Source organism: Labrenzia sp. 011 (assembly GCF_003075075.1).
Taxonomy (GTDB): domain Bacteria; phylum Pseudomonadota; class Alphaproteobacteria; order Rhizobiales; family Stappiaceae; genus Roseibium.
Window position 1 is genome coordinate 209,337 of record NZ_QCYM01000004.1, and the last position, 25,597, is coordinate 234,933.

Here is a 25,597-nt window from a genome sequence, read left to right on the forward strand (position 1 = left end):
CAATCGGCCGCGGAATGCGGCCGAGAGCCTGTCGTTCGATTGACCCGTTATTCGGCCGCGACCATGCCAACCCGCTGGTCTTCCATTTCCCGCAACGCGCGGCGGTATTCCACCGGCATCACCTTGACGAATTTCGGCCGGTAGGCGGACCAGTCGTTCAGGATGGCTTCCGCCTTGGCGGAGCCGGTCAGTTCCAGATGCTTGGAGAGCATCTGGCGCAGGCGTTCGTCGTCGTGGCGGGACATGTCGCAGGACAGGTCCACCCGGCCCTTGTGCTCGATGTCGCCGCCATGGTGATGCAGTTTTTCGAGAAGATCGTCTTCCTCGGTCACCGGTTCCAGTTCGACCATGGCCAGATTGCAGCGGGAGCCGAAGGTGCCGTCCTCGTCGAGGACATAGGCAATGCCGCCGGACATGCCGGCCGCGAAGTTGCGTCCGGTCTGGCCGATGACGACGACGACGCCGCCGGTCATGTATTCGCAGCCATGGTCGCCCACGCCTTCCACAACGGCCAGCGCGCCGGAGTTGCGGACTGCGAAACGTTCACCGGCCACGCCCCGGAAGTAGCACTCGCCTTCGGTGGCGCCATAGAGGACCGTGTTGCCGACGATGATGGAATTCTCCGCGACGATGCGGGTGTTTTCCGGCGGGCGCACGATGAGCTTGCCGCCCGACAGGCCCTTGCCGACATAGTCGTTGGCATCGCCTGCCAGGTCGATGGTGACCCCGCGCGCCACAAAGGCGCCGAAGGCCTGACCCGCGGTTCCCTTCAGGTTGATCTTCAGGGTGTCGGGCCGCTTGAGGCCCTTGTTGCCGTAGCGCCGGGCGATCTCGCCGGACAGCATCGCGCCGACGGACCGGTCGACCGAGCAGATGGTTTCCTCGATCACGGTCGGCTCGAGGTTGTCCAGGGCCGGTGCGGCCGCCGCGATGAGGCGGCGGTCGAGAATATCGTCGATCGGATGATTCTGGCGGCTCGTCCAGCGGGTTTCTTCCGGAGCGGCTTCCGGCTGGAAGAAGATGCGGGAGAAATCTAGCCCCTTGGCCTTCCAGTGCTCGATCGCCGCATTCTTGTCCAGGAAGTCGGAGCGGCCGACAAGTTCGTCCAGATGGGTGACGCCGAGGCCCGCCATCAGTTCGCGCACTTCCTCGGCGACATAGAAGAAGAAGTTGATGACATGTTCCGGCGTGCCCTTGAAGCGCTTGCGCAGCACCGGATCCTGGGTAGCGATGCCGACCGGGCAGGTGTTGAGATGGCACTTGCGCATCATCAGGCAGCCTGCGGCGATCAGCGGAGCTGTGGAGAAGCCGAACTCGTCGGCGCCGAGCAGCGCGCCGATGATGACGTCGCGCCCGGTGCGCAGGCCGCCGTCCACCTGAAGGGCGATGCGCGAGCGCAGGCCGTTGAGCACAAGGGTCTGCTGGGTTTCGGCAAGGCCGATCTCCCAGGGCGAGCCCGCATGCTTGATGGAGGTGAGCGGCGAAGCGCCCGTGCCGCCGTCATAACCGGAAATGGTGATGTGGTCCGCCCGGGCCTTGGCGACGCCGGCGGCCACGGTGCCCACACCGACTTCCGACACCAGCTTGACGGAAATGTCCGCCTGCGGGTTGACGTTCTTCAGGTCGTAGATGAGCTGCGCCAGATCCTCGATGGAATAGATGTCGTGGTGCGGGGGCGGCGAGATCAGGCCGACGCCCGGCGTGGAGTGACGCACCTTGGCGATGACGGCATCCACCTTGTGGCCCGGCAACTGCCCGCCTTCACCGGGCTTGGCCCCCTGGGCGACCTTGATCTGGATCATGTCCGAATTGACCAGATATTCGCCGGTGACGCCGAAACGGCCGGAAGCAACCTGCTTGATGGCGGAGCGCTGGGGGTTCATCGAGCCGTCCGGCAGCGGATTGAAACGCTCGGGCTCCTCGCCGCCTTCACCGGTGTTCGACTTGCCGCCGATCCGGTTCATGGCCATGGCAAGGGTGGTATGGGCCTCGCGGGAGATGGAGCCGAAGGACATGGCGCCGGTGACGAAGCGCTTGACGATGTTTTCGGCCGGTTCCACTTCGGCAATGTCGACGGGCTTGCGGCCGATCTCCTCGGCGCTCCTGATGCGGAAGAGACCGCGGATGGCGTAGCGGCCGCTCTCCTCGTTCACCTGCTTTGCGAAGGCCCGGTACATGTCCGGCAGGGCCGAGCGCACCGCATGCTGGAGCGTGGCAACGGAGTCCGGTGTCCACATGTGGCTTTCGCCGCGGGTGCGGTAGGCATATTCGCCGCCGACATCGAGCGAGCGGCGCAGGATGGCTGCATCGCCGAATGCATCCGCGTGGCGCTGGACCGTTTCCTCGGCGACCTCCTCGAGACCGATACCCTCGATCATGGTGGCGGTGCCGAAGAAGTATTTCTTCACGAATTCCGAGGACAGGCCGACGGCATCGAAGATCTGGGCGCCGCAATAGGACTGGTAGGTCGAGATGCCCATCTTGGACATGACCTTCAGGATGCCCTTGTCGATCGACTTGATGTAGCGGTAGACGACCTCGTCCTGATCGACCTCCTGCGGAAAATCCATTTCCATGTGCATGGACAGGAGCGTTTCGAAGGCGAGATAGGGGTTGATTGCCTCCGCACCGTAGCCGGCCAGCACGCAGAAATGATGGACCTCACGGGCCTCGCCCGTTTCCACCACCAGGCCGACCGAGGTTCTGAGGCCCTTGCGGATCAGGTGATGATGCACGGCGGCAGTGGCAAGCAGGGCGGGGATGGCGATGCGCGACCGGCTGATCAGCCGGTCGGACAGGATGATGATGTTGTAACCTTCCCTGACCGCCCTTTCGGCACGCTCGCACAGTTCCTCAACCGCGCCGGCCATGCCGCCGGCACCCTTTTCGGCATTATAGGTAATGTCCAGCGTCTTGGCGGAGAACTGGTTGTCGGCGATGTCGCCGATGGCGCGGATCTTTTCCAGGTCCTCGTTGGTGAGGATCGGCTGGCGCACTTCCAGACGCTTGGAGGTGGACATGCCTTCCAGGTCGAAGATGTTCGGCCGCGGACCGATGAAGGAGACAAGGCTCATCACCAGCTCTTCGCGAATCGGATCGATCGGCGGATTGGTGACCTGGGCGAAGTTCTGCTTGAAATAGGTATAAAGCGGCTTGGACTTGTCGGAGAGGGCCGAAATCGGCGTGTCCGTTCCCATGGAGCCGATGGCTTCCTGACCGACGGTCGCCATCGGCGTCATCAGCAGCTTGATGTCTTCCTGGGTGTAGCCGAAGGCCTGCTGACGGTCGAGCAGGCTTTCGCCGGCCACCGGAGCCCGCTGGCGGACGCCAGGCAGGTCTTCCAGAACGATCTGGGAGCGGTGCAGCCAGTCCTTGTAGGGATTGGCGGTCGACAGTTGCCGCTTGATCTCGTCGTCGGAGACGATCCGGCCTTCGTCCAGGTCGATCAGCAGCATCTTGCCCGGCTGCAGGCGCCATTTCTGGATGATGCGCTCTTCCTCGACCGGCAGAACGCCGACTTCGGAGGACATGATGACAAAGTCGTCGTCGGTGACGATGTAGCGGGCCGGACGCAGGCCGTTGCGGTCCAGCGTCGCGCCGATCTGGCGGCCGTCGGTAAAGGCAACGGCGGCCGGTCCGTCCCACGGCTCCATCAGGGCGGCGTGGTATTCGTAGAATGCCCGGCGGTTGTCATCCATAAGCGGGTTGCCGGCCCAGGCTTCCGGGATCAGCATCATCGCCGCATGGGCGAGGGAATAGCCGCCCATGACGAGGAATTCCAGCGCGTTGTCGAAGCAGGCGGTGTCGGACTGGCCCTCGTAGGAAATCGGCCAGAGCTTGGAGATGTCGTCCCCCAGCAGCGCCGAGGAGACGGAGGCCTGACGGGCCGCCATCCAGTTGACGTTGCCCCGCAGCGTGTTGATCTCGCCGTTGTGTGCAACCATCCGGTAGGGGTGGGACAGATCCCAGGACGGGAAGGTGTTGGTGGAGAAGCGCTGGTGCACCAGGGCAAGGGCGGAGGTGAAGCGTTCGTCCTTCAGATCGGCGTAATAGGCGCCGAGCTGATAGGCGAGGAACATGCCCTTGTAGACGATGGTGCGGCTGGACAGCGAAACGATATAAAAGCCCTTGCCGACCGCCTCGGTTTCGGCGCGCACCCGGTTGGAAATCACCTTGCGCAGCACATAGAGCCGGCGCTCGAAGTCGTCGGGATCGTCGCCGTTGGTCTTGCGGATGAAGACCTGACGCGACGTCGGTTCGGTCGCGGCGATGTCGGGGGACTTGGAGAGCGAGGAATTGTCGACCGGGACATCGCGCCAGCCGATCAGCTCCTTGCCTTCTTCCTCGATGATGGTCTCGATGATCTCTTCGCACCTGGCGCGCAGGGCGGCGTCCTGGGGCATGAAGATGAAGCCGACGCCATAGTCGCTGAATTCCGGCAGCGGGGTGCCCACCTTTTCCATTTCCCCGGCGAAGAAGTCGTGCGGGATCTGCACGAGAATGCCCGCGCCGTCGCCCATGAGGGGGTCGGCGCCGACCGCGCCGCGGTGGGTGAGGTTTTCCAGAACCTGCAAACCGTCCGCGACGATCCTGTGGGATTTTACGCCCTTCATGTGGGCGACGAAGCCAACACCGCAGGCGTCGTGTTCGCGCGACGGATTGTAGAGACCTTTTTCGGCGGCCGTGTCCAGTCGATCGGCAAGGGTGGCTGCGGGTTTCAACTCCACGCCGCCGGCCTGAATGGCTGTGCTGGTCGTCAGCTCCGATTTTCTCATGTGCGCCCTCACTGTTAACCCCAGTGCCCCCGCGGCACGAAGCGTCCGGTTCCGTTCGGGTCGCATTCCTTCAAGAATGCGGCTCGGTGAACCCTGGCTTTCCTGCCCCGGCTCTGTTGTTGTATTTACTGCGCCGGTCTACCAAAACAAACCGTCACAATGACACAGCGGAGATTCCGCTGTCGAAACTTTTCGTCTCGCCTCTTCGCCGACCCTCCCCGGGTCCGCGAACGGTCTGCCTGTGCGCTGCTCCTGGCCCGGCATTGTAGCAGGCCGGTAGTGCTGCAGCAAATGGGACAGTAACCCTGTCCTATTGCAGGCGGCGCGAACATGACAGATTTCTCAGTCAGGAGCAAGTGTGTTTCTTGTAGCAGGTATTATAATTGTTTCGCGCAAAAAGTGCCAATCGTCTGGAACGGTCGATTCCGGATGTGTTTGAGAAAGAATCTTGCGTCCCTTAAAGTTTTCTTAGTGCGGGGCGCAGAAGAGTAACAGGCGTTTGATTTCCTATTTATCGACAAGACGCTCATGTAATCCTTGTGAACCGGGCTGCCCTCCAGGCGCCGCGGCTCATTCAGGATCCGAGGAACGACCAGAGGAGTTCGAGATGAATCATAAAACGATGTCTGCGGCGATCGTCGCCGGTGCCGTGGCAACCGCGGTTGCCGGCCTGTCGTCCACCGTGCCGGCCAATGCACAGGCCAAGGAGAAATGCTATGGCGTTTCCCTCAAGGGCCAGAACGACTGCAAGGCCGGCGCCGGGACCACCTGTGCCGGAACATCAACAGTCGATTACCAGGGCAATGCCTGGACGCTGGTTCCCAAGGGAACCTGCGAAACCATGGACGTACCGGGCGATCGTCACGGCTCCCTGAGCGAACTGAAGCGGGACCTGCCGAAGGCCTGACCCTGATGCATTCGGGCAGGCGGACTTGCTGCTGCCTGCCCGAAATTCGCTTTTCCGCTGTGGAGATTGCCATGTTTTCCGCGTCCCAGCCGTCGCATAAGTCCCGTGTCGATGCCCGGATCCCGGCACGTGCCGGAGCCGGCCTCAAGCCGGACCATATCGCCGACATTCTGGCGGAGCGCGCGGACATCGGCTTCTTCGAGGTGCATGCGGAGAACTACATGGGGGCGGGCGGCCCGCCGCACCGGCAGCTTGAAGCCATCCGGCAGGACTATCCGCTTTCGCTCCATGGGGTGGGGCTGTCGATCGGTGCGGAACAGGCCCTGGACAAGGCGCATCTCCAGCGCCTGGCCGAGCTCAACCGGCGCTACGAGCCCGGGCTGTTTTCCGAACATCTGGCCTGGTCGACCCATGACACGACCTATTTCAACGATCTTCTGCCCGTGCCCTATGACGTGGAGACGCTTCGGCGGGTGTGCTCGCATATCGACCAGGTTCAGGACACCGTCGGGCGGCGCATGCTGCTGGAAAATCCCTCGACCTATGTCGCCTTCGAACAAAGCACGATGAGCGAGCTGGACTTCCTGAAGGAAGTCGCGCGCCGGACCGGCTGCGGACTGCTTCTCGACGTCAACAATGTCCATGTTTCCTGCACCAATCATCAGCGTTCCGCCGAGGCGTATCTTGCGGAGTTTCCCGTTGACCAGGTCGGCGAAATTCATCTGGGCGGCCATGCGCCGGATACGGATGACGAAGGCCGGCCGCTGCTGATCGACGCCCACGACCGGGAAGTCGATGACGCGGTCTGGAAACTGTACGAGAGTGTCATTGGCCAGATCGGGCCGCTGCCGACCCTGATCGAGTGGGACAACGAGGTTCCTGCCTGGCCCGTCCTTCATGCCGAGGTCGTCGCAGCGGAAGGGATACTTTCCCGGGCCGTGGAACCCGGCCTCAGGCGCGCGGTGTGAGAATGACCGCGCCAAAGTCTCCTTCCGATACCGCCGATGCGACCTGCAAGGGGAACCGCATCGGGGCCGGGGCCTTCAGCCGGGCCCTGCTGGATCCGGACGCACCGCCGCCGGCGGGGCTTGTCGGTCCCGATGGCAAGGCGGCTGGAAAGCGCTTCAATGTCTACCGCAACAATGTGATCGTCAGTCTCTGCGAGGCCCTCGAACAGACCTTTCCCGCGATCGTGACCCTGGTGGGGGATGCCTATTTCAAGGCCCTTTCCCGCGCCTTCGTGGTCGACCATCCGCCGCAGACGCCGGTGCTCATGTGGTATGGCGGGGCCTTCGCCGGTTTTCTCGAAGAGTTTCCGCCGCTGGCGGCCTATCCCTATCTGGCGGATGTGGCGCGGGTGGAATGGGCCTGGCTCCAGGCCTTTCACGCGGCGGATGCCCCGCCGCTCGACCCGGCCGTCCTGAGCTCGCTTGCGCCGGAAGAGGTCGCTTCGGTCCGATTCGTCCGGCATCCGGCGGCGGATATTGTCACGTCGAAATGGCCGGTTCTGGATCTTGTGCGCGCCAACCGGTTTGCGGAGGATGCGGCCGGTGTGGATCTCGACGTGCCCCAGGCGGTTCTGGTGACGCGGCCGGAACTGGATGTTGAAGTGTTGTTGTTGCGGCCGGGGGCGGATGTGTTCCTGCGTGCCTTGTTCGAGGGGGCCTCCCTGGGGGAAGCCGCCGCAAGGGCGCTGGACATGACGCCGGAGTTTTCGCTGGCAGACAGCTTGTCGGACTGCCTTTCGGGCGGTGCGTTTACCGCCGTGGAAGGTCACGGATAGTATTGATGAGCCCGGAAGATCCGGGGTGGCTTCAAACAGGGGGATTTCATGGGTGCGCTGATCGGATTTTTCGTAAGACTGTACACGCTGGTGTTCGGAGCGCTGGAGCGCCTGACCAATGGCTGGTTTCTGGGGCTGGCGTCCCGGTTCATCTTCGCGGCGATCCTGCTGCAGTTCTTCTGGAATTCCGCGCTGACGAAAATCGGCGGAAACGTGATGAACATCTTCACGCCCACGGCGGGCGCCTATGCGCAGATGCTGCCGAAACTGATGGAGCAGGTCAGTTACGACACCAGTCAGATTGCCTTCTTCCCCTACGGTCTGATGGTCCTTCTGGGCACCTGGGGCGAATTCATCCTCCCGGTGATGGTGGTCGTCGGCCTGTTCACCCGATTCGCCAGCCTCGGCATGATCGTGTTCATCTGTGTCATGTCCTATGTGGATGTCTACGGACACGGGGCGGATGCCAAGACGATCGGCGCGCTGTTCGACGGCGAACCCTATGCGATCATTGCGGACGACCGGCTGCTGTGGATCTTCCTGCTGCTGGTGCCGACGCTCAAGGGGCCGGGGGTCGTTTCCCTCGACTGGCTGCTCGGGCGCTACTACCGCAAGCGGGAAATGTATTACTAGGGCTTTCTCCGGGGTTCCTGCGGGTGCGGACCGTTCCGCATCCAGGGAGTCGGTGAGGATTTCACCGCAGGGATGCCGGCCGCAAGGCCGCGGTTTCCGCCGGCCGGAAATCGGTTGCCGCCCGTGCGAACAGATGCTTAAACCGGTCCATGAACTTCGCAAGCGACAATTGGGCGGGTGCGGCTCCGGCGGTGATGTCGGCGCTGGCCCGTCATAATTCCGGTTTCGCACCGGCTTACGGCACGGATCCGCTGACGGACCGTATTTCGGCAAAATTCAACGAGATCTTCGAGCGGGAGGTGGCTGTCTTTTTCGTGGCCACGGGCTCCGCTGCCAATTCGCTTGCGCTGGCCGCCTGTGCGCGGCCGGGCGGTGTCATCTTCTGTCACGACGATGCCCATATCCGGGTGGATGAATGCAACTGCCCGGAATTCATGACCGGCGGCGGCAAACTGGCCGGCGTCCCGGGGGCGGACGGCAAGATCACGCCACAGGGCCTTCACGAGGCGATGGCGGCTTATCCGGACGGGGTCGTGCACCACGGCCAGGTGGCGACGGTCTCGATCAGCCAGGCCACGGAAAGCGGCACGATCTACACCCTGGAGGAGATCTCCGAGCTCAGGGAGGTTGCCCGGTCACGCGGCGTGCCCCTGCATATGGATGGCGCGCGCTTTGCCAACGCCCTCGTCACGCTTGGCTGCACGCCAGCGGACATGACCTGGAAGGCGGGCGTCGACGTGTTGTCCTTCGGGGCGACCAAGAATGGTTGCTGGTGTGCCGAGGCGGTGGTCTTTTTCGACCCGGAGGCCGCAAGGGGATTCGAATATCTGCGCAAGCGCGGCGGGCACCTGTTTTCCAAGAGCCGCTTTGTGGCCGCGCAGCTCGACGGCTATTTCGAGGATGACACATGGCTTGCGGCGGCCGGGCACGCCAACGAAATGGCCACCAGGCTGGCTGAAGGTATCCGGGAGCGGGGCGGGCGGACCGCCTGGGCCGTGGAAGCCAACGAGGTGTTTCCGATCCTGAAGCGCCGGCAGTTCGAGGCGCTGGAAGCGGCGGGCGCCCGGCTCTACGAATGGCCCGCGAAGGACCTTTCCTCGGCCACCGCGCCGGCGGAAGATGAAATCTGCCTGCGCATGGTCACCAGTTTCGCAACCTCCGAGGAGGATGTGGCCACCTTCCTGAAGGTGCTGTCGGAAGCCGGTTGAAGGCAGCGGAACGGTCTTTTCAACGCAAAAAAAGGGCGCCCGGTTTTCCGGGCGCCCTGCGTGTGGTCACGGTTCACCTGAGGCTGCTGCCTCAGTGAGCGGTGGTTTCGATCTGCTTGGCCGTGCCGGGCGTGATCTCGATCTTGCGTGGCTTCATGGCTTCGGGGATCTCCCGGACAAGATCGACATGGAGCAGCCCGTTTTCCAGGCTCGCGCCTTCCACGCGGACGTGTTCGGCGATCTGGAAGCGGCGCTCGAACGTGCGCGATGCGATGCCGCGATACAGGATTTCCCGTTCGGAATCCTCTTCCGCCTTCTCACCCTTGATGGTGAGCACATGTTCGCGCGCTTCCACCGAAAGCTCGTCATCGGTGAACCCGGCGACCGCCATGGTGATACGGTAGGTGTTCTCGTCGGTCCGCTCGATGTTGTAGGGCGGATAGCTGGGGGCATCGCTGCCAGCTGTGTCCAGCATCGAGAAAAGTCGGTCGAACCCGACGGTTGACCGGTAAAGGGGAGAAAAGTCGAAGTGACGCATGGTTCTGTCCTCTCTTTGAGCAACTGATACTTCACTGGGTCGCGTTCCTCGTGTCCCCCGGATTGGCGGGACTGGAGCGCGATGCAGGCCCGTGTCTGGCGCCTGCATGAGAAAGGTGGGAACTGCGTTTTTTCATTTCAAGAGGGATCGGGGGGCGGAGCGCTGAAGATGAATGCCGGATGAATGAAGCCTTCCGGTTCGGTTCAAGCGGTTCGGTGCATCTTCCGGTCATCGTCAGCAGGGCGCTGGCGGCAATGACAGGAGATCCAAGATGTTTGCCACTGTTTCAAAACTTTCCGCCCCGATCGCCGGCGCCATGCTGCTGGTGTCCGCAGGTTTCATCTCCACGGCCGAGGCCGCTCCGCGGGCCGCGGGAGTGAAGGGCCAGACGGCGCAATCGGAACTCGTCGTGCAGATCGATCACCGCAAGGGCGGTCAGGTGCGCAAGGGAGGGCGTGGCTGGAACAGGCAGATGGATCCGCGCCAGGTCCGCCGCAGCCTGCGTCATCGCGGATTTCACGGCATCCAGATCATCAAGCGGCGTGGCGCAGTGTATGACGTGAACGCCAGAGGCTGGCGGGGCGCGCCGGTTCGGCTGGTCGTCGATTCGCGTACCGCGCATATCGTTCGCAGCCGACCGATCACCCGTGGTCACCGCTGAAGGTGATCGGGCCGATCCGGCCGATCCGGCCGTTCGTCGAATGTTTTCAGGACCGGCGCCGACCCGCGCCGGTCTGAAGTCTGTTGTGAGCCTGGCGGAAGCCAGCTATCAAAAGGCGTCCCCTGAGTGAAACGGATCGCCATGAACCTGATAGACCTTCCAGACAATCCGGTGCCGGCAGGTGCCAGAACCGGATATGTGGAAACCCCTGACGGTGTCAGACTTCGCTACGCGCACTGGCCTGCGGCCGGCGGGCCGCGGAAGGGGACGGTGACGCTGCTGCAGGGGCGGGCGGAATATATCGAGAAATATTTCGAGGTGATCTCGGACTTGCGCGGACGCGGATTTGCCGTCGTCACTTTCGACTGGCGCGGGCAGGGCGGGTCGCAGCGTCTGACCCGCAATGTGCGGCGCGGGCATGTTTCGAGTTTCGGCAAGTTCCGTCTCGACCTGCGCACGATCCTCAAGGAAATTTCCCTGGCGACCTATCCCGGACCGCATTTCGCACTGGCCCATTCCACCGGGGCGCTGGTGGTCCTTTCCGATACGGAGCGGCTGCGGACGATGCTCGACCGCGCGGTATTGACCGCGCCGTTGCTCGGCCTGCCTTCGGGCGTCCTGCCGCCGAATCTTGGCGGGGTTGCCCGGTCCGTGCTGAAGATTGCAAGCCTCGGACGGCTCGGCGGTTCGCCGAGCAGGGCGAAAGTGCAAAAGAAGCCGGCCCTGAGCGAGAGGATCGGCTTTCCCCTTGCCCGCCTGTGTTCGATGATCGGCCTGGGGCGGCTTTTCGTTCCCGGCGGAAACGGCAACATTCTCGTGCCCTTCGAGACGAACCGGCAGACCTCCGACAAGACCCGGTTCGACCGGTTCAACAAGGTGCTGGAAGCCGCGCCCGAACTGGGCATCGGCGCGCCGACGCTCGGCTGGCTGAACGCGGCGGCCGGTGCCATGCGCGCCTTGCGGAAGAGAGACGCCGGGCCGAACATGAAGTTGCCCTGCCTGGTTCTGGCCGCGGGCAACGACCGGATCGTCTCCACGCCCTGTACCGAGGATTTCGTGTCCAGGGCCAAGGCTGCGGCCTATGTGGAAATTCCGGGTGCCCGGCACGAACTGATGATGGAGCGGGATGAGTTCCGCGATCAGTTCTGGGCGGCGTTCGACGCCTTCATACCGGGTCTTGAAATGGAGCAGGAGCTGGCGCGCAACGGGGGCTGACGACGGCCGGAAACGCGAATTACGGCGTTCTGGCGAGTTCCTTCAGAAGGATGTCGTGAAGACGCGGGTCGCCGGAGGCCACAATCTGGCCGCCCTCGCAGGGGGAGCCGCCTGTCCACGTGGTGACCACGCCGCCTGCGCCCTCGATGATCGGTACCAGCGCAACGATGTCATAGGCCTGCAGGCCGGCCTCGATGACCGCATCGCCATGGCCGGCGGCAACCATGCAGTAGGCATAGCAGTCCGTGCCGTAGCGGGCGAGCTGTACCGTGTCTTCGATCCGGTCGTAGGCTGCGCGCTCGGTGTCGTTGAACAGGGCAGGTGTCGTGGTGAAGATTGTCGCCTCTTCCAGCCGGTCACAGGCGCGGGAGGCCAGCGTTCTCGTTCCGAGGGGGCCGTTGTACCAGGCCTGGTGACAATCGCCGCCGAACCGTTCGCCGATGTAGGGCTGGACCATCATTCCGAGGCTGGCGGTGCCGCTGGTGCGCAGGCCGATCAGGCTTCCCCAGGTCGGCAACCCGGTGATGAAGGCCCGGGTGCCGTCGATCGGGTCGAGTACCCAGACATGTTCCGCGTCCAGATTTTCCCCGCCGTGCTCTTCGCCCAGAATGCCGTGCCCGGGATAGGTGCTGTTGATCAGCGCTCGCATGGCGGTTTCGCCATTCCTGTCGGCGATGGTGACCGGGTCGAACCCGGTTTTCCACTTGTTGTCGACGGCGAATCCCTGCCGGAAATGAGGCATGATCGCCGCACTTGCCGCATCGGCGAGCCGGTCCAGAAAAGGGGCGAATTCATTGGAACTGAAAATCTGGCCCTGTGTCATCGATGCCTTTCCGATTGTCGCGATCTGGAATTTATTCGGATTGTGAAAAAATCCGAATTGCCATCTGTATAACCGCTTGTGCCGAAAAATGAATCTGCAATATTGGGCGATATGCCCATTGTTTGATCAAAAACGCCCCCTTCCAGACTTGACCTTTGTGCAGTGCGGTGCGATTTTATTGCAGTGCGATACGCTGTATTGCGCCGCCCTCCTTGGGCGTTTCCTCCCTAGACTCAGGCCGCCTCATCTGATGAGTGCGGCCTTTTTTTTACTCTGCCGCGATGGAATCGGCGGGCAGGGCCGCGTCGGGCATCGAGGTGAGTTCTCGGGCGAAATTGCGCAGGTTCTGGAACAGGTCGGTAAAGCCGGCTGAAGGCTGGTGGGTTGTCTCGTCCATGTAGAGGCCGCGATTGATCTCGATCTGCAGCGCATGCAGGCCACTGGCGGGTCTGCCGTAGTGTTCCGTGATAAAGCCGCCGGCATAGGGTTTGTTGCGCGACACGCTGTAGCCCATGTTTCTGAGAACGGTGCAGGCAAACTCCGTCAGGTCGCTGCTGCAGCTGGTGCCGTAGCGGTCACCGAGAATGAAGTCCGGGCGCGTGTCAGAGGCCTGGCACTTCACGCTGGATGGCATCGAGTGGCAGTCGATCAGAACGGAAAAGCCGAAGGTCACATGGGTCTGGGCAAGCAGGCGGCGCAGGGTCGAATGATAGGGCTTGTAGATCTCCTCGACCCGGCTCAGCGCTTCCTCCACCGGAAGCTTGTGCCGGTAGATCTCGTGGTTCTCGCTGACAATCCGCGCCACCGTGCCCAGGCCGCCGGCCACACGGATGGAGCGGCTGTTCGCATAGGTCGGCAGGCGGCCCTCGAACATCTTGGGATCGAGCTCGTAGGGCTCCCGGTTCACGTCCAGATAGGCTCTGGGGAAGTGGGCCCGCAGAAGCGGCGCGCCCAGGGGCACGACATGGGCGAAGAGATCGTCCACATAGGCATCTTCCGAACGCCTGATGGCATTCTCGTCGAGACGGGATGAGGCCAGGAAGCTTCTGGAATACTGGCGTCCCGAATGGGGGGAATTGAAGACGAAGGGCACCCGTTGATCGGCCGGGCACAATACTTCAAACGCGGGCAAGCCGTTAAAGTCAGCTTCAAAGGGCATTTGAAAGGCAGTCAGCTTTTCATCCGTCAAATGATGTGTCCCGTCTTATGTGTCGCCATCGTGCCAAGGAATTGTCCTACAGTCCACTCTCATGGCCGCAAAAGCCCGCGTCATCGTGACATTTGTTCCCGGCCTGGCTGCAGTCGGACAAATACGGAGGAAGGCGAAGAGGCGGCGCCAGGCGGGAATTGACCGGGTTTGACCGCGCCCGGCAGCGGGCGCACGGGCCGTCCGTGGCCTGGCCGCCGCCGTCTGCGTCCGGTGCGCAACAAATCTGTGCAAACGCTGCGGCGGTTCTATCCACACGGCGATCTGAAAGAACCAATTCTCCCTATCATTCTGTGGAATTCGAGCTATAACCGGCAGAAGAGACCCGGACAGCCAACGCATACCTAGGAGATTGGTCGATCACGATGCCACGTATCCTGCTTGCCGAAGATGATAATGACATGCGCCGTTTTCTGGCAAAGGCGCTGGAAAATGCCGGTTATGATGTCGTGTCGTTCGATAACGGAAAAAGCGCTTATGAGCGCCTGCGCGAGGAGCCGTTTTCCCTTCTCCTGACCGACATTGTCATGCCTGAGATGGACGGGATAGAACTGGCGCGCCGGGCGACCGAACTCGACCCCGATCTCAAGGTGATGTTCATTACCGGGTTTGCCGCAGTGGCGCTCAATCCGGAATCCGACGCACCGAAGGACGCCAAGGTCCTGTCAAAACCCTTTCATTTGAAAGACCTTGTGCAGGAAGTGGAGCGAATGCTGGCGGCTTGAGGCCGGGGCCGGAAAAAGAGTGTCGATAGGGTCCGGAATTTTTGCCGGATCGGTGAAAAGGGGGGTTGCACAGATCGGCGTTCCCCGTTATATCGCACTCCACCACGGCGTTGGGGCGTCGGAGGACCGAGTAAATTCGGGCGTGTAGCTCAGCGGGAGAGCACTTCGTTGACATCGAAGGGGTCACAGGTTCAATCCCTGTCACGCCCACCATTATAGCGCTGATTGAGGTTTCATGAAGCGCGGGTTGATCTGAAGCCGGGCGCAAATTCTGCTGCTGCTTCGTGACCAGCCGGAAACACCCGGGCGCCTCTGGCGCTCATTTGGTTTAAAGAAGCAGGACCCTCTCGGGGGAGAATGACATGAAGATCAAGAACTCGCTCAAAGCACTGATGACGCGCCACCGGGACAACCGCATGGTTCGCCGTAAAGGCCGCGTCTACATCATCAACAAGAAAAACCCGCGTTTCAAAGCACGTCAGGGCTGAGCCCCGCCGCAGCGCTTCGCGTTGCGGGCTTGTGAAACACGTTGCGGGTGAGGCACTTAAGCTGCCGATCCCGGCGCAACGGCGGCTGTTGCAGCCAGTGCGCACGAAGATGTGTCAAATTCCAGGATTGACCACCGCGTTCAACGATTCATAATCGTCGGATGCGGATTTTTGTATTTGCCCTTCTCTATGTACTGAGCGCGTCCCTGGCGGGCGCACAGACCGTTCCCGAGCTGGGGCCGGAAGTCGATCCGCCGTCGGCGGAAGATTTCATCCCGCTGCCGGAGGCGCTTCCCCAGGAGGGAGGCAAAGTGGTGGTGGAGGACGCGGATCCGGACACGGAGAAATCCCGTCTCGAGCAGCTTTATTCCGATCTGGCCGAAGCGAAGTCCCCGAAATCCGCCGAACGGATCGCGCGGGAAATCCAGTTGATCTGGATGGAATCGGGCAGTGATACGGTCGATGTGCTGATGTCGCGAGCGGGCAGGGCCATCCAGTCGGAAAACGCCGCCCTTGCCCTCGATTTCCTCGATGTGGTGGTGATCCTGAACCCGTCCTACGCGGAGGGCTGGAACCGCCGTGCGACCGTCCATTACATGCGTGAGGACTTCGGCAAGTCCCTTGTCGATATCGAGCGCACGCTCGCCCTGGAACCACGTCACTGGGGTGCCCTGTCCGGACTGGCGATCATCCAGCGCCGCCTGGGCTTCGAGGAGGAGGCGCTGGTCACCTTTCGCCAGGCGCTGGAGATCAATCCGGGTCTGGAGAATGCCGCCAAGGCGATCGAGGATCTGGAGAAGGACGCCGAGGGCGAGGGGGTCTGAAGACGACCGGTGGCAGTCCTGACTTCCGACGTCGACCGGAACCCGGGTCTTTGCCCAATTCCGGGCGGAAGGATCCGCTGATCCGGCGCCGTTCCGCAACAGGGCAGCGCGCCCAGTGGGAATCACAAAAAAAGGCGGCCCCGGGGACCGCCTTCATTCAACCGATTAGACCGTCAGATGCCGCCCTGTCCGTCACTGCCGACAAAGGCAATCCGCAACATGTTGGTTGACCCGGGTGTGCCGAAGGGCACGCCCGCAGTGACGATGATCCGCTGGCCGGGCTTGGCGTATTCTTCCGAATAGGAAATCCGGCAGGCGCGGTCGATCATGTCGTCCTCGTTGGCCGCATCCTCGCTGACCACGCAATGGAGACCCCAGGCGAGCGAAAGCCGCCGTGCGGTTGCCAGAACGGGAGAGAGCACGATCACGGGGCAGGCGGGCCGCTCGCGCGCGGCACGCAGGCCGGTGGCGCCCGACGTGGTGTAGCAGACGACGGCAGCCAGATTGAGCGTTTCGGCAATCTGCCGGGCGGCTGCGGAAATCGCATCCGCCCCGGTGGCTTCCGGCTCGGTCCGCTGCGCATAGATGATATTCTGGTAGTTCGGGTCCCGTTCCACCTCATGGGCGATCTTGTCCATCGTGGAAACGGCCTCGACGGGAAAGCTGCCGGCAGCCGATTCGGCAGACAGCATCACCGCGTCAGCTCCCTCGAACACGGCGGTCGCCACATCGGAGACCTCCGCGCGGGTGGGGACCGGCGAGGTGATCATGGATTCGAGCATCTGGGTGGCCACCACGACGGGCTTGCCGGCCCGGCGGCAGGCGCGAGTGATGCGCTTCTGCAGGCCGGGGACCTGTTCCAGGGGCATTTCCACACCGAGGTCGCCGCGGGCCACCATGATGGCGTCGGAGAGCTCGATGATTTCATCGAGGCGGCCGATGGCCTGGGGCTTTTCGATCTTGGCGAGAACGCCGGCGCGACCGCGGGTGATCTTGCGCACTTCGGCGAGATCGTCCGGACGCTGAACGAAGGACAGGGCGACCCAGTCGACATTCTGGTCGAGTGCCGCAATGAGGTCCCTGTGATCCTTGTCCGTCATGGCGCTGGTGGCGATTTCGGAGTCCGGAACGCTGACGCCCTTGCGGTCGGACAGCTTGCCGCCGACGATCACTTCCGTGACGGCGGAGGTGGCGCTGGCTTTCACGACCTTGAGCTGTACCTTGCCGTCATCCAGCAACAGCCGGTGCCCCGGTTCGAGAGCCTGGAGGATTTCCGGATGGGGAAGGTGAACCCGGTTGACGTCACCGCCGGATTTGTCGGCATCCAGCGTGAAGGATGCGCCGTTCTCGAGCATGACGGGACCGTTGGTAAAGGTTCCCACCCGCAGTTTCGGACCCTGGAGATCTGCAAGAATGCCGATCGGTCGTCCGACCTTTTCCTCGACAGAACGGATGCGTTCCACAAGCATCTTCAGACGATCATGATCTGTATGGCTCATGTTGATACGGAACACATCCGCACCGGAGCGGTACAGTTTTTCAATGATGTCTTCGTCTGAGGAGGAGGGACCGAGAGTTGCCAGAATTTTTACTCGCCGGTTTCGCCTCATCGCCCACCTGTTCCCTGTTGCACGGGTTCGGTCAGCTGAACTGTCCAGCTGCTCTGTTCGCCCGTGTCGATTTCAAAAAAGCCTGTCCGCTCAAAGCCGCGGGCCACACAGTCTTCAATTCCGCGAATGGTGAATTCCTTTTCCCGGGTGCACATGAACGCCCGGCCTCCCCATTCTCCGAATTGATCGTAATCAACTGCGTAGATGTAATAGTAGCGTGACACAAGTGCACCCGGTACCAGCGTTTCGCAGGAATTGGAGGAAAGATTCCACCATCCCTCGGTGACCCAGTCGGTTTTGTCCTTGTAACCGATGGCCACGCCAACCTGACTGTCGGTCTTGTTACAGAGCCGCAGGTCAGCCTTCGCTTCGTCGCTGGTTGTCGGGAGAAACAGCATGGAGAGAAGAGCGGCACAGACAGTTTTCAGCGGCGCGCCAACACGTGCCCGAGACCTATCCTGCTTCCGTTCCCCAAACTCAAACATATGCAGTCGTTCACTTTGCTGCTTTACAGACATTCGCTTTTTGCGTTGACGAGGAGTGCTTGTCAACGTCGTTAACAGGATCAGGAGCGCTTTCGCCCAATCTTGGTACCGGAAACCGCCCACATACTTCTGCCCAAGGGAACGGTCCCCCTCTATGAGGTCAGAAATGGGGCGGGAACATGACCGGATCTCCGGTGTTGGAATTTACCCGTCGATAAACCGTGGGAGACGGGAAGGGTCTTGGCAAAACTGCATGTGACTCCAAGGCTAATTCACTGGCCGGGCGGATTTCAGCCGACGCGAATCATAGGCAGGTTCGGGTCGATCCGGCTTGGTTCCGGGCTCGGTTTGCCGTAAACCTGTGCGGCAGATATTTCGCATCTCCAGAGACCTTCCACGAAACGTGCAATGACAGATTCAGCAGCCACGGCCGGCGAGGCCTTTCAGCCGACGGAATATATCGACGGCGACCCCGGGTCAGGCATCCTGCTCCTGTGCGATCACGCGTGCAACGCGGTCCCGCCGGGCTATGGGAGCCTGGGAGTTCCTCCGGAACAGTTCGAGCGCCATATCGGTTACGATATCGGGGCGCGCGCGGTCACGCTCGAACTGGCCAGGCGGCTCGGCGCACCGGCCTGTCTGACGACCTACTCCCGCCTGCTGATCGATCCGAATCGCGGCGCTGACGACCCGACCCTGATCATGCGCCTGTCGGACGGCGCCGTGGTTCCCGGCAATGCGGCGGTGGATGCAGCCGAACGCTCCCGCCGGATCGAGGCCTACCACCGGCCCTATCACCAGCTGATCGCGCGGACACTCGACACGATGCTGGCCGTGGCTGACCCGCCGGTGATCTTTTCGATCCACAGTTTCACGCCCGTGTGGCGCGGGGTGCCGCGGCCCTGGCATGTGACGGTCCTGTGGGACAGCGATCCGAGGGCCGTCGAGCCGCTGCTGGCGGGGCTGCGCGCCCAGGAGGGGCTGGTCGTCGCAGACAACGAGCCTTATGACGGGGCTCTCAAAAACGACACAATGTACCAGCACGCAACGCGCCGGGGATTGGCCCAGGCACTGCTCGAACTGCGTCAGGACCTTATCGCCGACGCGGCCGGCGCGCTGGAGTGGGCAGACCGGCTGGAACCTGTCCTGAGAGATGTCTCCCGGCTGCCGGAGTGCCGGCAGATCCGGCATTTCAAATCGCGCTGCGACGCCGACTGAGGGCGGGCAGCCTGTTACGGGAAAGGAATTCGAGGGCATGGACGAACAGACCAGAGTGGAATTGGAAGCCGCGGTGTTCCGGCGCCTTGTGGAGCACCTGCGCGGCCGCACCGATGTCCAGAACATCGATCTGATGAACCTGGCGGGCTTCTGCCGCAACTGCCTGTCCAACTGGTATCAGGACGCGGCCGGGGAAAAGGGGATCGAACTGGACAAGGCGGCAGCCCGCGAAGTGGTCTATGGCATGCCCTATGACGAATGGAAGGCGAAATACCAGTCGGAAGCCTCGGCGGAGCAGCAGGCCGCCTTCGAGAAAAACAAACCGCAGCACTGATGTCGCCGCGGTTTTGCACCGGTGCTGCTTGACGGAGTCGCGCAAGTCTGGCACGGCACGGTCGGATTTCAGCGGCTGCCAGGGAATCGTTTCTGGAACCGGCAGCCGGTTTCAACCAACCAAGAAGACGACAGAAGGAGAACTGAGTTCATGTCCGATCCGGGTGGAGTGGCAGCCGATCAGCTGCGGGCATTCGTGGAACGCATCGAGCGCCTTGAAGAAGAAAAGAAAGTCATCTCGGATGACATCAAGGACGTATACGCCGAGGCAAAGGGCAACGGCTACGATGTGAAGATCCTGCGCAAGGTCGTGTCGCTGCGGAAAAAGCAGCCGCATGAGCGTGAGGAAGAGGAAGCCGTGCTGGATCTTTACATGCATGCACTCGGCATGGCCGGTCAGGCACCGTCCGAAGGCTGAAACGGCTTATCCGGTTCCGGTAATGCAGACAAGAAGAGCGGCTCAGACGGGCCGCTCTTTTTTCGTTTCCGGCAGGTGCGATCAGCGTGCGAAGCGGACCGGCAGGACAACGATGGCGGGGCCTTCGAACCGGTCGGTGCGCAGTCCGGCGTAGGGATCGATCTCGAAGCTCGCAGCAACAAAGCGGTTGCCGGGCATCATGACGTTTTCAAGCGCGCGCTGGTTGGGATGGCTCAACCCGGCGAAGGTCTGATGGCGCGTGGTGCCGGCGCCTGAGAGCAGCGTCGGCGCGGACTTGTCCGGCAGGCTCGCAAAACCGGCGAGCGGGTCGATGATCTGGTCACGCGGTATGCGTCCGGACACGGAGGGCAGTTTCCGGCCGTTGGTGGCGGGTGCTGCGGGGCCGGTGCGGCTCTCGGAGCGCTGCTGTGGCACGCCTGCGGATGGCCGCAGCGCGCTGTTCAGGCTCTGGGGCGCGGCACTCGCGGAGGCATAGGCGAGTGTCGTTTCAGGACGTGGGGCCGGCAGCGGGGAGGGGACCGTTCCCGTTGCCGCCGCGATTGCGGCTACCGGATCGGAGGCGGTCGCACCATCGGCAAGGCCGAGGGTTTCAGCCGCCGTCCTGGCCGCATTGCTCAGGTCGGTCCGGGGTTTTTGAACCGGCGCACGGGCGACCTGAAACCGGGCATCGATTTCGTCGCCGGTCGGGGCTGGAGCGCCGGAGTCCAGCGCGAAACGCTGGGCGTCGAGCGTATTGGGCGCGGGAGGCGGAGCGGCGGCTACCGGAGCCGGCGGTGTGGGCGCTGCGGCCGCTGCGGCTGGTGCCACGTCTTCCGGCTTGAGGATCGGCTCGGCGCTGGCGACGACGATCGGCTCCTCGGGCGTTTCCGGTTTTTTCTCCAGTACCTTGCGTGTCGGGATCGGCGGATTTTCCAGAACCGGAGAGGCTTCCGCGGTCAGGGGCGCGGGCGGCTTGGCGCCGACTGCGCCCGGACGCTGGTTCTGTTCACCACGATTGTTGCCGCCAAAGAGGCTGGCGAACAGGTTGCCGCCACCGGCGGGCTTGTCGTTGCTTGTGGCGACCGGGATCGGGGTTCCGGGTTTGGTCAGGCTCTGGTCCCGGGTGCTGGCGGGACGGGTGCTGGACGCGGGGCGGCTGTTGGAGGCGACGATTGTCGGCCGTGAGGAGCCGCGGCTGCCGGAGCGCGATTCCGCAAGCGCGAGCTTGTAGCCGCTCAAGGGCTTGCCGTCGGACGGGATGTGCAGGGTCTTGCCGTCCGGGAAGACCTTGGCGAGCTGCGAACGGGTCATGCGCGGCCAGTGGCGGACCGTGCCGGTATCCATGTGGACGAATGGCGACCCCGAACGCGGATAATAGCCGACGCCGCCCACTTGCTTGCGCAGGCCGGTTGCCCGCAGCTTGGCGAGATTGACGCCGGGAATGTAGAAGTCCATCGCCTTGCCAAGCGTATGCTGGCTGTTTTTCGCAACACCGGAAGAGCGCTTGCGCAGCATGTTGTTGGTTGCCGGAGAGCGGTAACTGGAGACGACGTTGATCGGTTCACGGGCGCCGACGTTCTGGTAGACTTCCCAGACCAGATCCAGAAGTTCCGGATCCATCTTGATGATTTCGTTGCGCCGCCAGTCGCGCAGGAAGCGGTTGGCCTCGCGCAAACCTTCGGGCAGATAGCGGCCGTTTTTCTTGAAGGTGATCGAAACACGCTCTTTGGTATGCGTATTGTACAGCTTCAGGGTACGGGTTTCCGCCTGTGCGGCACCCGTCAGGAAGGCACACACAATTGCCAGCGCGCCGACCGCTGTTGCAACATCTTTCAGCCAATCGACGGCGTCGAAATCAAACAACCGTTTACGCAAAATCTGTCTCGCCGTGTTTGATGGCTTCACCCATCCCGTGCTCCCCAGCAGGTGACCCATGCTAACTGCAGCAGGTTAAGAAGTTTTTACCCTAATTTCATTCGCGCAATAATCGTTGCGGAAATACAACGGCGCAACAGGAAATTCGAGAAAAGCCTTCCGCAGATCTGCATACCGGCAGAATGCGTCAAAAAATCGTCCGAAGTCCGTCGGTCGGCGAGGGCGATTGGTCAAGGGACCTTCGGCAGGAAATCAGCATATCTGCCGGAGGGCGCGGGTTCGGGCGGTCTCAGGCGGCCGCGTCCTCCAGACCGTATTCCTTCAGCTTGCGATACAGAGTCGACCGGCCGATGCCCAGGCGCTTGGCGACTTCCGTCATGCGGCCCGAGTAGTGGGTGATGGCGGTGCGAATCATTTCTTCCTCGATATCGGTCAGTTTGCGCACATGGCCGTCCTGATCGAGAGTGCGCATGAACCCGAAGGGAGCGGCCTGTTCGAAGCCGGTGCGAGGCGCGGAATGGGCGGCAGGGTCCTGCGGTCTTGCGCCGGTTTGCGCCGGAGGAGCGGGCGCGGGAGCCGGTGCCGACGCTTCGGCGGGAGCCGCAAGACCGGCGGGAGCGGAGGATGGCGCCGCGGGCTGATCGACAGCGGCGGCGACCTGCGGAAAATCGTGAACCGTCAGTTGCGGGCCGTCACACAGGACAACGGCCCGGAAAACGGCATTTTCCAGTTGCCGGATGTTGCCCGGCCAGTGATAGGCCTGAAGCATGGCAAGGGTGTCCGCGCTCACGCCGGCAACCTGGGGCTTGCGTTCCTCGGCGGCGAATCTGGCCAGGAAATGGCGCGTCAGGGCGGGGATATCCTCACGCCGGTCGCGCAGGGGCGGAATCCAGATCGGAAAGACGTTGAGCCGGTAGTAGAGATCCTCCCGGAACGCGCCGTCCTTGACCTGATCGATCAGGCGGCGGTTCGTCGCGGAAATCAGCCGGAAATCCACCTTGACCGGGCGCCGGGCGCCGATCGGATCGATCTCGCCTTCCTGGATGGCCCGCAGCAGCTTGACCTGGACTTCCTGCGGCAGTTCGCCGACCTCGTCGAGAAACAGCGTGCCGCCGTGGGCTTCCTGGAACTTGCCGACGTGCTTGTCGACGGCACCGGTGAACGCGCCCTTCTCGTGGCCGAAGAGAATCGATTCAACCAGATTTTCCGGAATGGCGCCGCAATTCACCGTCACCAGAGGCTTGGATTTGCGGTCGCTTGACCCCTGGATGGCGCTGGCGATCATTTCCTTGCCGACACCGCTTTCCCCCTCGATGAGGATGGGAATATTCGAGGCTGCGGCGCGCTTGCCGAGATTGATCACCCGTTCCATGGCCGGGGAATGGGTGATGATGTCGGCGAAGGTCAGTGTGCCCGACGCCTGCTTGCGGAACCGGGTGATCTCGTCCTCGAGGGCCGAGGTCTTCAGCAGATTGCGGATCGACACGTTCAGCCGTTCCGGGGCAACGGGCTTGACGGCAAAGTCCTGGGCGCCGGCATTCATGACGCTGACGACCGTGTCGATGCCGCCATGAGCCGTCTGGACGATGACCGGCGTGGCGATCCTGTCGCCGCGCAGCCGCTGCAGGACACCGAGGCCGTCCAGTTCCGGCATGACCATGTCCAGGATGATCAGATCGATTTCGCTGGCTTCCGGTCCGGTCATGATGCGCACGGCTTCCGCGCCGTTTTCCGCAGTCTTGAACCGGTAGCCGAACTTGACGACCGCTTCCTGAAGCAGTCGCCGCTGGATCGGATCGTCGTCTACAATGAGAATTTTACCGCTGATAGCTTGCATTTGCCGGCCGGACCCGTCCCGATTTGTCTCGTTTCGAACCATTCTGGTCGCAATTGGGTAAACAAATCGTCCAGGGCAAGGCAAAAAAGTTTGGCATTAGCAATTGCGGGGCCATGCTGGACCGGCCTACTAATTCGGTACCAGACATGCAGAAGCCTCTCGCAGGCGACCGTTTACCGGAGAAAGAAATGCCGAAGATGCCGCTTCCCGTTTTTGCGCCTCAGTCTTCTTCGTCCGCCGATCTCGGGCATCTGCCCGAGTGGAACCTGGCGGATCTGTATCCGGCGCCCGACGCACCGGAGGTGGCCGCGGATCTGAAAGAGAGCCTGGACCGGTCGAAGACCTTCGAAACCTCCTACAAGGGCCGCCTTGCGGAAATGGCGCAGGACAATGTGGCGGCGCTGGTCACCGCGATCCGGGCCTATGAGGAACTGGAAGATCTCATGGGCCGGCTGGTCTCCTTCGCGGGACTGGTCTACGCGGAGAACACCATCGACCCTGCTTCGCAGAAATTCTATGGCGACGTGCAGGAGCAGATCACCACCGCCAGTTCCCACCTCCTGTTCTTTACCCTGGAACTGAACAAGATCGACGACGCGGTGATGGATGCGGCTCTGCAGGATCCGCAGCTCGGTCATTACCGTCCGTGGATCGAGGATCTGCGCAAGGGCAAGCCCTATCAGCTCGAGGATCGGGTCGAGCAGCTTTTCCACGAGAAATCCGTCACCGGCGCAGGCGCCTGGAACCGTCTCTTCGACGAGACCATGGCGTCGCTGAAATTCGATGTCGACGGCGAGGAACTGGCCATCGAACAGACGCTCAACCTGCTTGTCGATCCGTCACCGGAAAAGCGCCGGCTTGCCTCGCAGGCGCTGACGAAAACCTTCAACGAGAACCTGCGAACCTTCACGCTCATCACCAACACGCTTGCCAAGGACAAGGAGATTTCCGACCGCTGGCGGAATTTTTCCGATGTCGCCGACAGTCGCCATCTGGCGAACCGTGTCGAGCGGGAGGTCGTGGACGCCATGGTTGCCGCCGTCCGGGATGCGTATCCGCGCCTGTCGCACCGCTACTACAAGCTGAAGGCCAAATGGCTGGGCGTGGAGCAGCTCAATACCTGGGACCGCAATGCGCCGCTTCCCGATGCCGATACACGGGTCATCCCCTGGGACGAAGCCAGGACGACAGTGCTTTCGGCCTACAGCACCTTCTCTCCGGACATGGCCGAGATCGCCGGGCGCTTCTTCGAAAAGGGCTGGATCGATGCACCGGCCCGCCCGGGCAAGGCGCCGGGCGCCTTTGCTCATCCGACGGTGCCCAGTGCGCATCCCTATGTGCTGGTCAACTACCAGGGCAAGGTCCGCGACGTGATGACCCTCGCGCACGAACTGGGTCACGGGGTCCATCAGGTGCTTGCGGGACCCAACGGGCCGCTGATGGCACCGACCCCGCTGACACTGGCGGAAACCGCGAGTGTCTTCGGTGAAATGCTGACATTCAAATCCCTGCTGGCCAAGGCGGACAATCCGCAGACGCGCAAGATCATGCTGGCCTCCAAGGCCGAGGACATGATCAACACCGTGGTCCGGCAGATCGCCTTCTATACCTTCGAGCGCAAGGTGCACACGGAGCGGCGCAACGGCGAATTGACCGCCGAAAAGATCGGCGAACTGTGGCTGTCCGTCCAGGGCGAGAGCCTGGGGCCGGCGATCCGGCTGAACGAGGGCTACGAGTCCTTCTGGACCTATATTCCGCATTTCATCCATTCGCCTTTCTACGTCTATGCCTATGCGTTCGGCGACTGTCTGGTGAACTCGCTCTATGCGGTCTACGAAGAGGCGGAGGCCGGGTTTCAGGAGAAGTATTTCGATCTCCTGAAGGCAGGCGGCACCAAGCATCATTCCGAGCTGCTCGCGCCGTTCGGTCTCGATGCCACCGATCCGGATTTCTGGAAGAAGGGTCTTTCGGTGATCGAACGCATCATCGACGAACTCGAAGAACTCGATCAGGCCTGAGACCGGACACCGCCGC

22 protein-coding genes and 1 tRNA gene are annotated in these 25,597 nt (G+C 62.4%); 15 read left to right on the top strand and 8 right to left on the bottom strand.

The window, feature by feature from the left end; all coding sequences use genetic code 11:
* Positions 1–47: 47 nt before the first annotated feature.
* A complete protein-coding gene (gltB, locus tag DCO57_RS07125; protein ID WP_116698172.1) occupies positions 48–4,775 on the bottom strand; it encodes a glutamate synthase large subunit in 4,728 nt (1,575 codons plus the stop codon).
* A gap of 607 nt (positions 4,776–5,382) precedes the next feature.
* Between gltB and DCO57_RS07130 the strand changes: the two genes are divergently transcribed.
* The 5 genes from DCO57_RS07130 (at position 5,383) to DCO57_RS07150 (ending at position 9,306) form a co-directional block, all read left to right on the top strand.
* Entirely contained in the window at positions 5,383–5,682 is a 300-nt protein-coding gene (locus DCO57_RS07130) for a DUF2282 domain-containing protein (RefSeq protein WP_116698173.1), read from the top strand.
* Between the two features lie 71 nt (positions 5,683–5,753).
* Positions 5,754–6,650, top strand: coding sequence for a DUF692 domain-containing protein (locus DCO57_RS07135; protein ID WP_116698174.1), 897 nt, complete (start codon positions 5,754–5,756; stop codon positions 6,648–6,650).
* Between the two features lie 2 nt (positions 6,651–6,652).
* Positions 6,653–7,465, top strand: coding sequence for a putative DNA-binding domain-containing protein (locus DCO57_RS07140; protein WP_116698175.1), 813 nt, complete (start codon positions 6,653–6,655; stop codon positions 7,463–7,465).
* 48 nt (positions 7,466–7,513) lie between these two features.
* Positions 7,514–8,098, top strand: coding sequence for a DoxX family protein (locus DCO57_RS07145; protein WP_116698176.1), 585 nt, complete (start codon positions 7,514–7,516; stop codon positions 8,096–8,098).
* 149 nt (positions 8,099–8,247) lie between these two features.
* Positions 8,248–9,306: a low specificity L-threonine aldolase gene (locus DCO57_RS07150; protein WP_116698177.1), complete on the top strand. Its 1,059-nt coding sequence runs from the start codon at positions 8,248–8,250 to the stop codon at positions 9,304–9,306.
* A 91-nt stretch (positions 9,307–9,397) separates the two neighbouring features.
* On the opposite strand, the gene DCO57_RS07155 is transcribed toward DCO57_RS07150, so the two are convergent.
* Entirely contained in the window at positions 9,398–9,844 is a 447-nt protein-coding gene (locus tag DCO57_RS07155; RefSeq protein WP_116698178.1) for an Hsp20 family protein, read from the bottom strand.
* Positions 9,845–10,115: 271 nt separating this feature from the next.
* Between DCO57_RS07155 and DCO57_RS07160 the strand changes: the two genes are divergently transcribed.
* Together DCO57_RS07160 and DCO57_RS07165 are read left to right on the top strand one after the other, a co-directional pair.
* Complete coding sequence (locus DCO57_RS07160) at positions 10,116–10,505, top strand: hypothetical protein (RefSeq protein WP_116698179.1); 390 nt, start codon at positions 10,116–10,118, stop codon at positions 10,503–10,505.
* Between the two features lie 126 nt (positions 10,506–10,631).
* Positions 10,632–11,720, top strand: a complete 1,089-nt coding sequence (locus tag DCO57_RS07165) for an alpha/beta hydrolase (RefSeq protein ID WP_244287896.1) — start codon at positions 10,632–10,634, stop codon at positions 11,718–11,720.
* 19 nt (positions 11,721–11,739) lie between these two features.
* On the opposite strand, the gene hisN is transcribed toward DCO57_RS07165, so the two are convergent.
* A complete protein-coding gene (gene hisN / locus DCO57_RS07170) occupies positions 11,740–12,543 on the bottom strand; it encodes a histidinol-phosphatase (protein WP_116698181.1) in 804 nt (267 codons plus the stop codon).
* 268 nt (positions 12,544–12,811) lie between these two features.
* On the bottom strand, positions 12,812–13,702 hold the full coding sequence (locus tag DCO57_RS07175) for an N-formylglutamate amidohydrolase (RefSeq protein WP_116698182.1): 891 nt from the start codon (positions 13,700–13,702) through the stop codon (positions 12,812–12,814).
* 413 nt (positions 13,703–14,115) lie between these two features.
* Between DCO57_RS07175 and DCO57_RS07180 the strand changes: the two genes are divergently transcribed.
* From DCO57_RS07180 to DCO57_RS07195, 4 genes are all read left to right on the top strand, one after another.
* Positions 14,116–14,475, top strand: coding sequence for a response regulator (locus tag DCO57_RS07180; protein ID WP_068409675.1), 360 nt, complete (start codon positions 14,116–14,118; stop codon positions 14,473–14,475).
* A gap of 138 nt (positions 14,476–14,613) precedes the next feature.
* Positions 14,614–14,688, top strand: a tRNA-Val gene (locus DCO57_RS07185).
* A 149-nt stretch (positions 14,689–14,837) separates the two neighbouring features.
* Positions 14,838–14,963 (top strand): type B 50S ribosomal protein L36, encoded by a 126-nt coding sequence (ykgO, locus tag DCO57_RS07190; RefSeq protein WP_006932207.1) that lies wholly within the window; start codon positions 14,838–14,840, stop codon positions 14,961–14,963.
* Between the two features lie 161 nt (positions 14,964–15,124).
* The gene (locus DCO57_RS07195) at positions 15,125–15,787 is read left to right on the top strand and encodes a tetratricopeptide repeat protein (RefSeq protein ID WP_116698183.1); all 663 of its coding nucleotides are present in this window, start codon (positions 15,125–15,127) and stop codon (positions 15,785–15,787) included.
* A 173-nt stretch (positions 15,788–15,960) separates the two neighbouring features.
* On the opposite strand, the gene pyk is transcribed toward DCO57_RS07195, so the two are convergent.
* Together pyk and DCO57_RS07205 are read right to left on the bottom strand one after the other, a co-directional pair.
* The gene (gene pyk / locus DCO57_RS07200; protein ID WP_116698184.1) at positions 15,961–17,397 is read right to left on the bottom strand and encodes a pyruvate kinase; all 1,437 of its coding nucleotides are present in this window, start codon (positions 17,395–17,397) and stop codon (positions 15,961–15,963) included.
* Positions 17,394–17,795, bottom strand: coding sequence for a DUF1036 domain-containing protein (locus tag DCO57_RS07205; protein WP_116698185.1), 402 nt, complete (start codon positions 17,793–17,795; stop codon positions 17,394–17,396). Before DCO57_RS07205 ends, pyk begins: the two co-directional genes overlap by 4 nt.
* Positions 17,796–18,290: 495 nt before the next feature.
* On the opposite strand from DCO57_RS07205, the gene DCO57_RS07210 reads away from it, so the two are divergent.
* The 3 genes from DCO57_RS07210 (at position 18,291) to DCO57_RS07220 (ending at position 19,851) form a co-directional block, all read left to right on the top strand.
* The gene (locus DCO57_RS07210; RefSeq protein ID WP_116698186.1) at positions 18,291–19,100 is read left to right on the top strand and encodes an N-formylglutamate amidohydrolase; all 810 of its coding nucleotides are present in this window, start codon (positions 18,291–18,293) and stop codon (positions 19,098–19,100) included.
* A gap of 37 nt (positions 19,101–19,137) precedes the next feature.
* Positions 19,138–19,434: a DUF1244 domain-containing protein gene (locus DCO57_RS07215; protein WP_116698187.1), complete on the top strand. Its 297-nt coding sequence runs from the start codon at positions 19,138–19,140 to the stop codon at positions 19,432–19,434.
* 150 nt (positions 19,435–19,584) lie between these two features.
* Positions 19,585–19,851, top strand: coding sequence for a DUF2312 domain-containing protein (locus DCO57_RS07220; protein WP_116698188.1), 267 nt, complete (start codon positions 19,585–19,587; stop codon positions 19,849–19,851).
* 81 nt (positions 19,852–19,932) lie between these two features.
* Here DCO57_RS07220 and DCO57_RS07225 read toward each other — a convergent pair whose 3' ends face one another.
* Positions 19,933–21,726, bottom strand: a complete 1,794-nt coding sequence (locus DCO57_RS07225) for a DUF882 domain-containing protein (protein ID WP_116698189.1) — start codon at positions 21,724–21,726, stop codon at positions 19,933–19,935.
* Positions 21,727–22,015: 289 nt separating this feature from the next.
* A complete protein-coding gene (locus DCO57_RS07230) occupies positions 22,016–23,563 on the bottom strand; it encodes a sigma-54 dependent transcriptional regulator (RefSeq protein ID WP_116698190.1) in 1,548 nt (515 codons plus the stop codon).
* 197 nt (positions 23,564–23,760) lie between these two features.
* Between DCO57_RS07230 and DCO57_RS07235 the strand changes: the two genes are divergently transcribed.
* Complete coding sequence (locus DCO57_RS07235; RefSeq protein WP_116698245.1) at positions 23,761–25,581, top strand: M3 family oligoendopeptidase; 1,821 nt, start codon at positions 23,761–23,763, stop codon at positions 25,579–25,581.
* Positions 25,582–25,597: the final 16 nt, after the last annotated feature.

Coding starts and splice junctions, on each gene's coding strand:
- gltB (WP_116698172.1), bottom strand. CDS start 4,775: ATGAGAAAATCGGAGCTGACGACCAGCACAGCCATTCAGGCCGGCGGC.
- DCO57_RS07130 (WP_116698173.1), top strand. CDS start 5,383: ATGAATCATAAAACGATGTCTGCGGCGATCGTCGCCGGTGCCGTGGCA.
- DCO57_RS07135 (WP_116698174.1), top strand. CDS start 5,754: ATGTTTTCCGCGTCCCAGCCGTCGCATAAGTCCCGTGTCGATGCCCGG.
- DCO57_RS07140 (WP_116698175.1), top strand. CDS start 6,653: ATGACCGCGCCAAAGTCTCCTTCCGATACCGCCGATGCGACCTGCAAG.
- DCO57_RS07145 (WP_116698176.1), top strand. CDS start 7,514: ATGGGTGCGCTGATCGGATTTTTCGTAAGACTGTACACGCTGGTGTTC.
- DCO57_RS07150 (WP_116698177.1), top strand. CDS start 8,248: ATGAACTTCGCAAGCGACAATTGGGCGGGTGCGGCTCCGGCGGTGATG.
- DCO57_RS07155 (WP_116698178.1), bottom strand. CDS start 9,844: ATGCGTCACTTCGACTTTTCTCCCCTTTACCGGTCAACCGTCGGGTTC.
- DCO57_RS07160 (WP_116698179.1), top strand. CDS start 10,116: ATGTTTGCCACTGTTTCAAAACTTTCCGCCCCGATCGCCGGCGCCATG.
- hisN (WP_116698181.1), bottom strand. CDS start 12,543: ATGACACAGGGCCAGATTTTCAGTTCCAATGAATTCGCCCCTTTTCTG.
- DCO57_RS07175 (WP_116698182.1), bottom strand. CDS start 13,702: ATGCCCTTTGAAGCTGACTTTAACGGCTTGCCCGCGTTTGAAGTATTG.
- DCO57_RS07180 (WP_068409675.1), top strand. CDS start 14,116: ATGCCACGTATCCTGCTTGCCGAAGATGATAATGACATGCGCCGTTTT.
- ykgO (WP_006932207.1), top strand. CDS start 14,838: ATGAAGATCAAGAACTCGCTCAAAGCACTGATGACGCGCCACCGGGAC.
- DCO57_RS07195 (WP_116698183.1), top strand. CDS start 15,125: ATGCGGATTTTTGTATTTGCCCTTCTCTATGTACTGAGCGCGTCCCTG.
- pyk (WP_116698184.1), bottom strand. CDS start 17,397: ATGAGGCGAAACCGGCGAGTAAAAATTCTGGCAACTCTCGGTCCCTCC.
- DCO57_RS07205 (WP_116698185.1), bottom strand. CDS start 17,795: ATGCTGTTTCTCCCGACAACCAGCGACGAAGCGAAGGCTGACCTGCGG.
- DCO57_RS07210 (WP_116698186.1), top strand. CDS start 18,291: ATGACAGATTCAGCAGCCACGGCCGGCGAGGCCTTTCAGCCGACGGAA.
- DCO57_RS07215 (WP_116698187.1), top strand. CDS start 19,138: ATGGACGAACAGACCAGAGTGGAATTGGAAGCCGCGGTGTTCCGGCGC.
- DCO57_RS07220 (WP_116698188.1), top strand. CDS start 19,585: ATGTCCGATCCGGGTGGAGTGGCAGCCGATCAGCTGCGGGCATTCGTG.
- DCO57_RS07230 (WP_116698190.1), bottom strand. CDS start 23,563: ATGCAAGCTATCAGCGGTAAAATTCTCATTGTAGACGACGATCCGATC.
- DCO57_RS07235 (WP_116698245.1), top strand. CDS start 23,761: ATGCCGCTTCCCGTTTTTGCGCCTCAGTCTTCTTCGTCCGCCGATCTC.